Origin of the sequence: Symmachiella macrocystis, from assembly GCF_007860075.1 — a bacterium.
GTDB lineage: Bacteria > Planctomycetota > Planctomycetia > Planctomycetales > Planctomycetaceae > Symmachiella > Symmachiella macrocystis.
Genome location: NZ_SJPP01000001.1, coordinates 3,022,284 through 3,035,119 on the forward strand (window position 1 = coordinate 3,022,284; position 12,836 = coordinate 3,035,119).

11 protein-coding genes are annotated in these 12,836 nt (G+C 55.8%); 3 read left to right on the forward strand and 8 right to left on the reverse strand.

Annotated elements, in window-relative coordinates:
* Positions 1–55: 55 nt before the first annotated feature.
* The 5 genes from CA54_RS11595 to CA54_RS11615 all read right to left on the reverse strand — a co-directional run bounded on the left by CA54_RS11595 (position 56) and on the right by CA54_RS11615 (position 6,456).
* A complete protein-coding gene (locus CA54_RS11595) occupies positions 56–457 on the reverse strand; it encodes a bifunctional nuclease family protein (protein ID WP_197532400.1) in 402 nt (133 codons plus the stop codon).
* A gap of 108 nt (positions 458–565) precedes the next feature.
* Positions 566–3,490 (reverse strand): valine--tRNA ligase, encoded by a 2,925-nt coding sequence (locus tag CA54_RS11600; protein WP_146370926.1) that lies wholly within the window; start codon positions 3,488–3,490, stop codon positions 566–568.
* 109 nt (positions 3,491–3,599) lie between these two features.
* Complete coding sequence (cimA, locus tag CA54_RS11605; RefSeq protein ID WP_146370927.1) at positions 3,600–5,192, reverse strand: citramalate synthase; 1,593 nt, start codon at positions 5,190–5,192, stop codon at positions 3,600–3,602.
* A 489-nt stretch (positions 5,193–5,681) separates the two neighbouring features.
* Entirely contained in the window at positions 5,682–5,963 is a 282-nt protein-coding gene (locus CA54_RS11610; RefSeq protein WP_146370928.1) for a hypothetical protein, read from the reverse strand.
* Positions 5,964–6,003: 40 nt separating this feature from the next.
* Complete coding sequence (locus CA54_RS11615) at positions 6,004–6,456, reverse strand: SRPBCC family protein (RefSeq protein ID WP_146370929.1); 453 nt, start codon at positions 6,454–6,456, stop codon at positions 6,004–6,006.
* Between the two features lie 196 nt (positions 6,457–6,652).
* On the opposite strand from CA54_RS11615, the gene miaA reads away from it, so the two are divergent.
* On the forward strand, positions 6,653–7,612 hold the full coding sequence (gene miaA / locus CA54_RS11620) for a tRNA (adenosine(37)-N6)-dimethylallyltransferase MiaA (protein WP_146370930.1): 960 nt from the start codon (positions 6,653–6,655) through the stop codon (positions 7,610–7,612).
* A gap of 302 nt (positions 7,613–7,914) precedes the next feature.
* Here miaA and CA54_RS11625 read toward each other — a convergent pair whose 3' ends face one another.
* The 3 genes from CA54_RS11625 to CA54_RS11635 all read right to left on the reverse strand — a co-directional run bounded on the left by CA54_RS11625 (position 7,915) and on the right by CA54_RS11635 (position 10,533).
* The gene (locus CA54_RS11625; protein WP_146370931.1) at positions 7,915–9,819 is read right to left on the reverse strand and encodes a DUF1501 domain-containing protein; all 1,905 of its coding nucleotides are present in this window, start codon (positions 9,817–9,819) and stop codon (positions 7,915–7,917) included.
* Positions 9,820–9,890: 71 nt separating this feature from the next.
* Positions 9,891–10,205 (reverse strand): hypothetical protein, encoded by a 315-nt coding sequence (locus CA54_RS11630; RefSeq protein WP_146370932.1) that lies wholly within the window; start codon positions 10,203–10,205, stop codon positions 9,891–9,893.
* A 55-nt stretch (positions 10,206–10,260) separates the two neighbouring features.
* Positions 10,261–10,533 (reverse strand): hypothetical protein, encoded by a 273-nt coding sequence (locus tag CA54_RS11635; protein WP_146370933.1) that lies wholly within the window; start codon positions 10,531–10,533, stop codon positions 10,261–10,263.
* Positions 10,534–11,120: 587 nt separating this feature from the next.
* Between CA54_RS11635 and CA54_RS11640 the strand changes: the two genes are divergently transcribed.
* Both CA54_RS11640 and CA54_RS11645 read left to right on the forward strand, forming a co-directional pair.
* Positions 11,121–12,302, forward strand: a complete 1,182-nt coding sequence (locus CA54_RS11640; protein ID WP_146370934.1) for a hypothetical protein — start codon at positions 11,121–11,123, stop codon at positions 12,300–12,302.
* A gap of 93 nt (positions 12,303–12,395) precedes the next feature.
* Positions 12,396–12,794, forward strand: coding sequence for a hypothetical protein (locus CA54_RS11645; protein WP_146370935.1), 399 nt, complete (start codon positions 12,396–12,398; stop codon positions 12,792–12,794).
* Positions 12,795–12,836: the final 42 nt, after the last annotated feature.

Consider the following 12,836-nt stretch of genomic DNA (forward strand, 5'->3'; position numbering starts at 1 on the left):
GCATAGTGTTCAATGCGACCTCGACATCGACCGCAAGCGGTCGGAATGGGATTGGTCAATTCGCCGCTTCGGCAAGCACTTCCTCATCGACATAAATCGGCAAGTGCGGCGTGAATTGGACCGCCAAGGCGATCGCATCCGAGGGGCGGCAGTCGATTTCGACCGTTTCACCGTCCTGCAGAATCCGCAGCAAACCGTAGTACGTGTGATCCAACAGGTTGTTGATCACCACGTCTTGCAATTCGCCACCCAGCTCTTCGATTGTGTTTTTCAGCAATTCGTGGGTCAACGGCCGCGGCGGAGCTTCGTCTTTGACGCGACGATCGATGCTCGATGCCTCGAAAAATCCGATGACGATCGGAAATTGCCGGTCGCCATTCACTTCCCGCAGATAAACAATCTGGTGATCGTTGATCTCGTTGATAATGATGCGGGCCAATTCCATATGGACGAGCACGGCTGAGTTCTCCGGGTGTATACGAATAGATGTCTATCGCCCAGTATAGGCAATTGGCCGGCAATGCAAAATCCAAGCCGCTACAGGGCTGTCGGTATCGAGAGAATTCTATGACCCACCCAATTGGGCGACAATGGTTTCGATACTCTCCAGCTGTTTTTTCAGGCCCGCCAACGTCTCGCGAACATCGTCGACAACCTCCGCCGGAGCGCGGTCCACGAAATTCTTGTTGGCCAGTTTCTTCTCATGGCCGCCAATATGCCCGCGGAGTTTCTCCGCTTCCGCTTTTTGTCGCTCCAATTCCTCTCCCAGGTCGACAATTCCTTCGAGTGGGACAAATCCATCCGCATCGGTCAACGAAAAACTCGCCGACGCCGGGGGAGGATCGATGTCCGGTCCGGTAGCGGCCAACTTCGTTTTGGCCAAATTGTCGAATTGCGGGGCGACATCATCCAGTTCCGCCGCGACCTCCGCGGGGCAACGGACGTGCAGTTGCAGTTCAACCGCATTGGCGATGCGATACACCGCCCGCAGGTTGCGGACAGCGACAATCGTTTCCTGCAGCCGCGCGAACCGCGATTCCAACCCTGCATCCTGCCAGTCGAGCGGGAACTCAGGATACGAGGCAATCATGCAACTCTCGGCCGCCGGTTGTGGCGAGAACAAGCCTCGCTGCGGCGCGATTTCATTCAGCCGCGCCCAAAGCTCTTCTGTCAGGAAGGGAGTAAACGGTGCCAACAATCGGACAATGCCATCTAGCACCCCCACCAAAATTCGCTGTGTCGAGGGTTTTGCCTCTTCATCGCGCAGCCGTGGTTTGACCATCTCGACGTACCAGTCGCAGAATTCATTCCAGACAAAATCCCGCAAGGCACGCGTCGCCGCGTCGAATTTGTATTCGCTCAACAGCGCGTTGATTGACTCGGCCGTCCGCGACAACCGACTGAGAATCCAACGGTCTTCGACCTGCAATTCGTCCTGGGCAATCTCGCCGGGTGTATAGCCTTCGAGGTTCAACATGGCGAACCGAGCGGCGTTCCACAGCTTGTTGCAGAAATTACGGCCGTATTCAAACCGCTCGCTAACGATCCGCGCGACAGGTTCTCCCTCGTCGGGATCGAACCACGGGCTGGAAAACTGTGAACTCTTCTTGCACTGCTTGCATGTGACGCGCGGTTTCGCACCGCCGTCGGGAGTCGCTTTTTGATTCTTGAGCGTCTGCGGAATCAACCCGCCGCAATGGGGGCATTCGTAGTCGACCGGAATCTTGACGTCCTGGCTTTCGCCAGCGAACGAGGCGATCGTAAACCGCATCGCATCGGTGCCGTATTTGTCGATGATGTCCAACGGATTGACGCCGTTTCCTTTGCTTTTGGACATCGTTTGGCCGAAGGAATCCAAAATCTTGGGATGGATATGAACATGCGCGAAGGGAACGTCGCCCATGTTATACAACCCCATGATGACCATTCGCGCGACCCACAACGTAATAATATCGCGACTGGTGATCAGCACATTGCCGGGATAGAAATAGTCCAGGTCTTTGGTCTGCTCCGGCCAACCGAGCGTCGCATGCGGCCACAGGGCGGAGCTGAACCACGTGTCGAGAACGTCCGGATCGCGAACCAATGTGTGTTCAGCGCCGAGCTCATCTTCGGCAAGATCGGTTTCGCCGCAAATCAACCACGTCGTATCATCCGTGGCACGGCGATAGGTGACATCCTCGCGTTCACCGAAGGCGGCTTGCAGATCCGCTTCACTACAAGTATCGCAATACCAAATCGGAATCTGGTGTCCCCACCACAATTGGCGACTAATGCACCAATCCCGTTTTTCACCTAGCCAGTCGTTGTAGGTTTTCGCATACCGCGCCGGATAGAAGCGAACGCGACCATCGTCAACCGCATCAATCGCCGATTGTGCCAAGTCCTGCATGGCGACGAACCATTGGTCGGACAAATAGGGTTCAATCGGTGTCTTACTGCGATCGCTATGCGCGATCTCAATATCGCGGTCCTCAATCTTGATCAGATGTCCCGCTGCCTCCATATCGGCAACAATTTTCTTGCGAGCCTCGTATCGGTCCAACCCTTCATAGGGAGCACCGTTCTCGTTGATCGTGCCGTCATTGTTGAGGATGTTGATGACCGGCAGATCGTTGCGCTGGCCGCAAGCGTAGTCGTTATGGTCATGCGCGGGAGTGACTTTGACCGCTCCCGTGCCGAGTTCCTTGTCGACCAAAATTCCATCGGCAATGATCGGAATCTCGCGGCCGGTGACCGAAATGCTGACCTTTTTGCCGATCAGATGCGCATAACGTTCATCGCTGGGATGAACGGCAATCGCCGAGTCGCCCAACATCGTCTCAGGCCGCGTTGTCGAAAACGCGAGAGTCTCATCGCTGCCAACGACCGGATAAGTGAAGGTCCAAAAATGGCCGGGAACCGTCTCGTGAAACACCTCGTCATTGGCGACCGCGGTTTGCAGGAAGGTATCCCAATTGACCAACCGCTTCCCGCGAAAGATCAATTCATCACGAAACAACTTGAAGAACGTCTTGCGCACAGCGGCCGAGCACATGTCGTCGAGCGTAAACCGAGTCCGCCGCCAATCACAACTAGCCCCCATCTGTTTCAGTTGGTTGAGAATGCGAGCTTCGTATTGGTCCTTCCATTTCCAAATCCGCTCGACCAGCGCTTCGCGGCCAATATCATGTCGCGAGAGCCCCTCTTCTTCAAACATCCGTCGTTCAACGACCGACTGTGTGGCGATTCCGGCATGATCCGTGCCGGGCATCCATAGCGCCTCAAAGCCCTGCATCCGCCGCCAGCGGGTGATCAGGTCCTGCAACGTCCCGTTGAGCGCATGCCCCATGTGCAGCGCGCCGGTGACGTTCGGCAGTGGGATCATGATTGTATGCGATGGCTTATCCGGATCAGGATCGGCATCAAACCGGCTGTCCTGTTCCCACTGCGAATACCACCGCTCTTGCGCGGCTTTCGGTTCATACTGCTTGGGCAGTTCAGTCGTCATGAGGTTTTCTAGATTCTTCGTATTTCAGTAAGCCAGGCAGCCGCCTGACGCGGTTTCTATTGGACAGTACACGATAAGGGGATCAGGCGGGAGCCTGACCTGCGGGCTATTAGTCGGCGGCGCTCATCGCTTCGATTTTGAAATGTCCCGCATCCTTGAGTAATTTGTATTCCACACTATCGACCAGCGCCAACCAACTTGCCTCAATGACATTTTCACTCACGCCGATCGTGCTCCAAATCTCTTCTTTATCACGGCTTTCGATCACGACTCGTACACGGGCGGCGGTTCCTTCGGTGGAGTTGATCACGCGGACTTTATAGTCCACCAGATGCATCTCCTCCAGTCCCGGATAGGCCCCGTTGAGTGCCTTTCGCAAAGCCGAATCCAACGCGTTGACCGGTCCGTCCCCTTCGGCCACTTCGTGCCGCACTTCGCCGTTGACCCGTAGTTTGACCGTTGCTTCGGTGACTGGTTGCGACTTCTGATCGGTTTCCACGTTCACGCGGTAATGCATCCGCTCAAACATCGCTTCGTAATTGCCCGCGACCTTTTTGATGAGCAGGTCAAACGATGCTTCTGCCGCCTCGAATTGGTAGCCTTCGCTCTCCAGATCCTGCACACGCTCCAGAATCTTGGCCATCAGGTCCGCATCTTGCTCCAATTTGTATTTGGTCGCCTTGGCCACAATGTTCGACCGGCCCGACAATTCACTCACCAGCACGCGACGCACGTTCCCCACGACCTGTGGTTCAATGTGTTCGTAACTGTGCGCGATGCGATTGACCGCATGCACGTGCATGCCTCCCTTATGGGCAAACGCGCTGGCGCCCACAAACGGCTGGTTGTTACGGAAATTCATGTTGGCCAGTTCGTAAACGTAGCGCGACAATTCGGTCAGATGCCGCACTCCTTTGCCGTCGAGTACTTCATGCTCTTGCTTCAGCGATAAATTCGCAGCAACGCAGACTAAGTCGGCATTGCCGCAACGTTCGCCGATGCCGTTGATGGTGCCTTGCACCTGCACAGCCCCCGCTGCCACAGCAGCCAGGGAATTCGCCGTCGCAAGATCACCGTCGTTATGCGTGTGAATTCCAATCGGGATTTTTAACGTGTCACAAGCGATCCCAACGGTGCGGGCAATTTGCTCGGGCAAGCTACCTCCATTGGTGTCGCACAACACCGCCATTGTGGCTCCCGCTTCTTGCGCTGCCCGAATCGTAGCTAGGGCGAACTCGGGGTTGTGGAGATATCCGTCAAAGAAATGCTCGGCATCATAGATGACCTCCCGTCCCTGCGAGACAACAAACTCCACAGAGTCGCGGATCATCGCTAGGTTTTCTGCCTCATTAACGCGGAGGATCTCCTCGACGTGCAAATCCCACGACTTGCCGACAATAGTCACCACCGGCGCTTGCGAATCGATCAAGGCTCGCATGCCGACATCATTTTCCGCCATCACACCGCGACGACGCGTCATGCCAAACGCGCACACCCGTGCATGCTTGAGTGACAACTCCGCTGCTTGCTGAAAGTATTCGAAGTCCTTCGGGTTGGAGAGAGGATACCCCCCTTCAATGTAGTCAAAACCAAGGGCGTCCAACTTGCGCGTAATCAGCAGTTTGTCCTGCAGTGAAAAGTTCACCCCTTCTCCCTGACTGCCGTCACGGAGTGTCGTGTCGTAAAGTTGTATCCGGGCCATACGAAAACCTGTGTGAGTAGGTAGTAGACAGAGGGTAGTAGACAGAACAGACTCCCTATAAAGAGCTGTCTATTGTCTACCGTATACTGCCTGCTGGAAACAAAAAAACCCTCAGATCAAATCGACCTGAGGGTGGAAGGTTGTGTGAAAACCGTTGGTGCTCAAGGTCGCGGGGGTTGCTCAATAATAATCTCGCCAATGCGCACGCCAATAGCGCCGCTATGAGGAGTTTGAATATCGTTTAGCAACCGAGACATCTGAGCAATCCACGATGAAAGAGAGTCACCTGAACAGAATTCCAATAATACGGCACAGAACGGAGATTGTCAAACTAGGCCCTCATAACGAGTTAAGCCCAAATGTTCCACTCCAGTAAACGACGATACGCATCGGATTTCAGGCCCCGACGCAGTGCTAGGTGAGACGACGTTTTCAGAGAGTTTTCGATGAATTTATACGGTCTCCACCAGGGAATCAGCCGTCACGTCCTCATTGGCCCGACTCTGGAAATTGAGCGTTGGCTTCGTCTTCGTCGGTGATCCGCTGCGACAACAACCGCCCCCAGACAAGATAGTGCAATAGGCCGACCAGTGTGGCAGCAATGAGCAGTACGGGGATGAAAAAGAAGAATCCGGTTTGAGTGGCGGCCCCGATCAGAGCCAGGAACCCCCCGGCGATCAGCAGGATGAAAAAGACGGCCAACAAGATCCCGGCGTTGGATTCCGAATTGCGACGCGAGGCCGGCAGTTTTGGGGGGCGAGGTTGGCTCATGGAAGGAGGCCGTTCATCGAAAGGTGTGGGAACATGCCGTTTAGCTTTCGTTGCCCAGCAGTTTTTGCAATTGTGCGTGCCGGTGCGCAAACCCGTCGTCTAAGGAATCCAAAATCGACTCTTCGGTCACCAGCAAACCGATCAATCCGCCGGGCGGTTCGAAGGAAATGCGATCGATAATCGTCACACCCTCACCCGTTGCTTCAAATGCATGTTCATGCTGCCATTGCTTGAACGGTCCCTGGACCTGCTTTTCGATGAAACTCGTCGGGCGGTCGAGATGCGTGATTTCGTGAGTGATCTGCTGCACGACCCCGCGGGCGAGCACCTTGAACTCCATGATGCTGCCCAGTTCGACCACTTCAGGCGCATTCACAAAGTTCAGCCCCATATCGGGGGGACTGATGCGGGTCACATTTTTGGGACGGAGCAGAAAATCAAACACTTCTTCCAGTCCACTCGTAACGACGATGCTACGTTCAAATTCCGCCATCGATAGATTTCGCCCTGTCTTCCTCGGTGCTTCAAGTCCGGTCTAAATTCACGCGCGATGTCATAGTAACCGATTCGGGAAGGCGATGCGATCAATTCGGCCATCCGCCGTAAGATCTGGCCAAATGGTAACGGGGTCTCTATGCTGGCGGAATACAGGACCACCCTCTGTTTCTCCCGCTGACGATGCCATTTTTATGCAGTTTTCGCCCGATATTTTGCCCCGCTGTCAATTTTTGGCCGGTCCGACCGCCTGTGGAAAAACAGCAACGGCGTTGCGGCTGGCGGAGCAATTGTCGGCGGAGATCGTCTCGTTGGATTCGATGGCCATCTACCGCGGCATGGATATCGGCACCGCCAAGCCAGATCCCGCAGAACAGGCCCGCATCCCGCATCACATGCTCGACGTCGTCGATCCGCACGAAGAATTCAGCGTAGCAGATTACGTCGCCCAGGCGCAAGTCGTGTGCGAAGAGATCCTAAATCGCGGCCGAGTTCCATTGTTTGTGGGGGGGACAGGCTTGTATCTGCGCGCCGTCTTACGAGGTGTCTTCGAAGGCCCGTCGGCGGATTGGGAATTGCGGAAACAACTCGACCAATTCGGAAAAGAGCACGGCGCCGGATCACTGCATCGTCGATTAGCGGAAGTCGATCCGGCGACTGCCGCCCGGTTGCACCCCAATGATCTGCGACGGATCGTTCGCGCCCTAGAAGTGCACGAACTGACCGGCAAGCCACTCTCCGCACAACAACAACAAGGCCCGCTGCCCAGCGAGCAACGCCCCGCAAACGTATTTTGGATCTCCCCGCCGCGCGATTGGCTGTACCAGCGAATTAACCTCCGCGTCGAGCAAATGATCGCTGCCGGGTTGGTCGAGGAAGTCCGCGGACTCTTAACGATTTCACCACCAATGGCCAACACAGCGCGGCAGGCGCTGGGTTATAAAGAAATCATCGAACACTTGGAGCAGCGAACCACATTGCCCGCAGCCATCGAAACCCTACAAACCCGCACCCGCCAATTCGCCAAACGGCAACACACCTGGTTTCGCAACTTAGAAGAATGCCGCGAGTTGGAAATCAACGGAACCGAATCACCGGACGAACTGGCCGAGCGATTCGTACAATCCAGCAAAACATCCAGCCAAAGCACCTAAACCAAACGCGCACCACAACAAACGGACCACAAAACAAACACAAAATCGGCCGCCAATATTCCCCCCTCTCCCTCTGGGAGAGGGGCCGGGGGTGAGGGCCCCCAACCAAAGACAAACCCACTACCTCAAGCCCACCCCAATTAACTGGGTGGCCCCGATAGCTCCGCTATCGGGGCGGGCAAAGCCCGCAAGACGCCGCAATTTCCGCGCTCTGAAACAGGTGGAGTTTCACTAGCAAAGACAGCTGAAACAACTTCAACCAGAGCCTGACAGATAACGAGAGTCGCCTACCCCAACCCCAATCAAACATACCCCAAATGCCGCTCCGATATCCGATCCCCCACCAAAACTAGGTCAGTCAGCCGCCAATCCGCACCGCAAATTTCTAAATCGAAATTCTTGCTCCCGGCAATCGTGCCGGGAGGGAATGGGATGTGCCAGATTTTTGACGGCGGTTCCTGTGCCAGGTTTTCAGGAATCGGCAACGGCTGGCCTTCCAGTGTGAGGACCAAGCCGTCCAGCGTGCGCGGTTCGGGGCAACGCAGGACCAAGTAGGCCCAGTCGAACATCACATGCCAAATGCCTTGATACGTCACTCGTGCCACCTCGGCAGCCGGTTGGCGATAACGCTCCAGACCTTCACCAACCGCTTCGCCGAAACCGGCCAGCTTCCAATCCGCTTCGCTATCCGGATTGCCGAAGTCGACCGTCAAATACCGCAGCCCACGCTCCCGCAACATTTGCGTGAACCGACCGATTTTCGGGCGTCCTAAAATGGGCGGCGGATCGAGCGACGGTTCTGGTTGAGCGCGATTGCCCAGCAACTTGTGAATCGGTTCGCCCAACGCGACTGGATAGGGGCGGCCCAGTTTGTCTTGGATGGCGGTCTCAGGTTCGATCCCCAACAGGTGATACACCGTGGCGGCTATGTCGTCTTGTGTGACTTTTTCCGAAATCGGATGCGCCGCCTGTTCATCGGAGGCCCCGAAAATCTGCCCGCCGGGAACGCCGCCGCCGGCCATCACCACCGAATTGCAAGCGCCCCAATGATCGCGGCCGCCATAACGATTGAAACGAGGTGAACGACCGAACTCGCTGTTCCAAATCACCAACGTCTCATCCAACAATCCGCTAGCCTTGAGGTCTTCCAATAGCGCCGCAATCGGCCGGTCGACGACCGGCATCAACCGATTGCGCAGTTCCTGATTGTTCAGCCAATGCGTATCCCAACTGGCATCGACCGTCGGTTTTTCGCGGTGCCAATAAACGGTCACCAACTTCACCCCCGCTTCGACCAATCGCCTGGCGAGCAGCGTGCTTTGGCCAAACGTGTGCCAACCATATCGCCGTCGCGTCTCTTCACTCTCCGACGAAATATCAAACGCCCGCCGTGCTTCGGCCGACAACACCAAATTGAGCGCCCGCGCATAAAACGCGTCCATGTCCCGCACGCGGGCATCGCGGTCGACCAATCGCCGGACGTCGTCGATTTGTTCCAGCAACTGCCGCCGCGTATCCATCCGCTGTGGATTCATCCCGCCTCGCAGCGCCAAACTCGATATCGAAAAGTCAGGCAAGTCCGGGTGTTGATCGATCTGAAACGGATTGTGCGCCTTGCCCAACATGCCGCCGAATTGTCCCGGCGTCACCGTGCCATCGGTCGTGGCAATGATTTCCGGCATCGACACAAACGTCGGCATCCCCGCCGCATTGGGACGCAATTTCGAGAGCACCGAACCGATGTGCGGAAAATCCGTTTCGCGGGCGGCAAAGCGTTCTTGCTTCAGCTCATGCCGCCGTCCGGTCAAACCCGCATGCGCACCGGTGGAGTGGTTGTTGTCTTCCTGTCCCACGGAACGAATGATCGCCAACTTGTCGCCGTGCTGCGAAATCAGCGGAAAATGTTCCGAAACATGCATGCCCGGCACGTTGGTCGCGATCGGCAAAAACTCGCCCCGCGTAGCGGAAGGACCATCCGGTTTGAGGTCCCACGTATCCTGATGCGCCGGTCCGCCCCACATGAAAAAGAAGATCACCCGCTTCGCCCGGCCAAACGTCGACGCAGACGATGCCGCCTCGCTGTTCGCCTTGAGCAGTTGCGGCAGCCCCAACCCCAGCGTCCCCAACCCCCCGACCTGCAACATCCGCCGCCGCGATAACCCATCGCAAAAATTGGGCGAACCAGAATCGGAAAGCAACTGCAGCATGTCGACCTCGACTGCGGGGTGAGACGTTAACTAGACCTATATCATACCCGCCGCCCCAACTTGGCAACAGATCATGCAGCGGGAATTTCGCTGTTTAGAATACCCGCTCGGCGTTTCAATCGTGTGGCCACCCTATAACAATATAAGCCCGCTCCTAGGCAAACCAGTGCAATTGGAATTACGATTTCGTTAGTTCGCCATGACAACGACACCGTCTTCTCGACTGCTTGTTCAACCGCCACCTCTGGAACAACTTCGGTTTGACTGATTTGTTCATAGGTATTGGTCATTCCCACAACAGTTACGAGGAAGCCGACGAGCAAGGCGAGCACGGCCACGAGGAGGAACGTCTTGCCAAGTCTTCTGAAGGTTTTCGGATTTGCCATGTTTACGACTTTCGTGTGAGCGACAACAGCAGCAACGAGAAGATTCACCCAGGCTCTATGGTAGGTGTGACAAATCGACTCTGTCTACTTGGTACATCACGGCTTCAAATTCGCCGCCCAGCCAAAGTGCGAGATAAGAAAAAAACAAGCGATCAGTAACTTCAAACCTCCCGGCTTCGGTCTCTAAGAATGCATAAGCCGGATCGACCGCCGTGCGAATCCCGTCCGACAAATGACTGTTATAGTCGAGCCAAGCATACGGCCCCACTAAGAGCGGACAGGCCATGACGGCCAGCAGGGTGATGACAATCAGAAAACGACGTTTCATAGCGAGCAGCCTCCCAGTTTGTCTGCCGTCAGCTTAACCGTTCACCGGGGTCGAAGCGACACCATGTTGGCCGCCGAAGCAGAATAGATTCGATCGCATGGGGGATCGCTCGTGATCGACTTTCAGAAAAAAGATCTCGCGCAAAGCCGCCAAGCCGCAAAGTTTTCACCAACCATCGCCCCCCTAAAACCTCTGCGGCTTGGCGGCTCTGCGCGAGTCTATTGTTAAATAAATATTTATCAACCACTACCCGCGCAGTCATCTCAATTCCCGCCCCCTTTTTCGTAGGGATGCCGCTCCACTTGGAGTTGGCTACCGGACGACCCCTTCTCTGCCTACTGTCTACCGCCTACTGCCTACTCCCCACCGCCCACTTCAAAAAAAGCTTTTCCCATCTCAATTCCCCCCAGACACAGACTTGCTGTTGACGAAAATCGCCGGTTTTAGACAATCGCACACCGCTCCTTAAACGCGCGGACTACACAACGTGTGGATTCGCCCCATCCCCGGAGCAAACGTGGCATCTCTCAAGGACATTTCGCCACCGATTTCCCCCCGCACTTCCCAGAAATCATAGGTGCACTGGCGTGAACGCACAATTACTTTGCCTACTGGCCCTGATATCCGCTGAGCCTGAAGCTGCCGGTCCCATTCATGTAACGTCACCGTCAGCCGCTTTCGCTGCCGATGTGCGCGGGCAAAGCCCGACTTACATGCAACAACCCACAGCATTTCCGGTCGGCCAATCGTTTCCAGCTGCGGGTGGCCCTTACAACGCCCCGTTGGCGCCGCCCACTTTTTCACAACCGGTCCAGGTCGCACAGGTTTACGGCGATCCGGCCCCTTATGGAACTCCGCCTCCCTATTCCGGCGGGGATCCGTTTCTGCCTCCGCAGCCCGGATTCGTCACCCCTTACGACCAATCGATGACGACCTACAATACGTTTCCCGGTTCCAACGGATTCTACGGCTCCGCCGGCCCCGAACCGGTCCGATACGGCTGGAGTTCGAAATGGGAAGTCGGATATCTACCGGCCGCCAGTACCGAAAGCCCGTTCGGCAAATTCAGCGTTTTCGAGTTCGACGCCCAATTACGGCGGACTTGGAAGTGGTTTCAAGATTCCGCCTTTTCCTGGAGTCCGGAATTCAACTATCGCAACTGGGGCGGTCCGGCGGGTTTGGCTTTGGGCTCGAACGCCTATCGCCTTGCCAGCGATTTCCAACTCTCGACTTCCGTCAGCAGCCCTTACTCTTTTGAGATTGGCTTTACTCCCCAAGTCGCCACCGACTTCGAAAAGGCTTCGTCCGAAGCCTGGATGTTTGACGGCCGGGGAGCCTTGTTCATCCGTACCAGCCCCCAATGGACCTGGGCCCTCGGAGCACAATATTGGGACCGGGTCGACGATCTAATTGTTCCCTACGCCGGTTTCGTCTGGCGTCCCGATTCCCGCTGGGAATTCACAATGGTCTGGCCGCGCCCCCGCATCGACTATTTCATCGGCAACACCGCCTTCGGACCGACGTGGTTCTATGGCCGCGGTGAATACCACGTCGAAGCCTACGAAGTCACGCTCCAGGACTCAGGCCTAACCGACCGCATGCAAATCGAAGACTTCCGCATCCTGATGGGCTTTCGCAACTACGGCTGCTGTGTGTCAGGCTTCATCGAAGCCGGTTGGGTCTTCAACCGCGAATTCAGCTTCCAAACAATTGCCCCCGACCTAGACATCAGCAGCGGCTTCATCGCCCGCATGGGCCTGCGGTTTTAGGGGAAAAAGTGGCCAGTGTCCAGTGGCCGGTGTCCAGTGGCCAGATAAATCCCGTAGGTCATGCTGTGCATAACGCATCAAAACTGAGGCATCGTGCAAAATCGATCAACCCTGAATCGCTTCGCCTTACCTGCCGTTCTCATCACGGTCATAGGCTGCGCCGGATTGGGTAAATCGCCAATGCGATACCTCGGCAATTCCACTGAGGTCGCAGACCTCGAAACACCAGACGGATTCAAAGTCTCGCCCAGCGAACTACGAGACATCATATTTGCACGAGATGGCGCGAAAATTTTTATTGACGATTACTATGCCGACGAAAACAATTACTATGTCCGAAATGGGTTTCCTTTTAGAGGGTCTCGTTCTTCTGCCAAAAAGCACGGCCGGATGATCAACGGCCAAACCGGTGAAATCTACAACCAAACCACCGAGACGTGGGAACCCGATCCTCGCGAGCAAACGAACACTCCACTCGCCACCGGCCACTGACAGGAATGTATGTTTAACGTGATCAATGGTGAGAGCATGGAC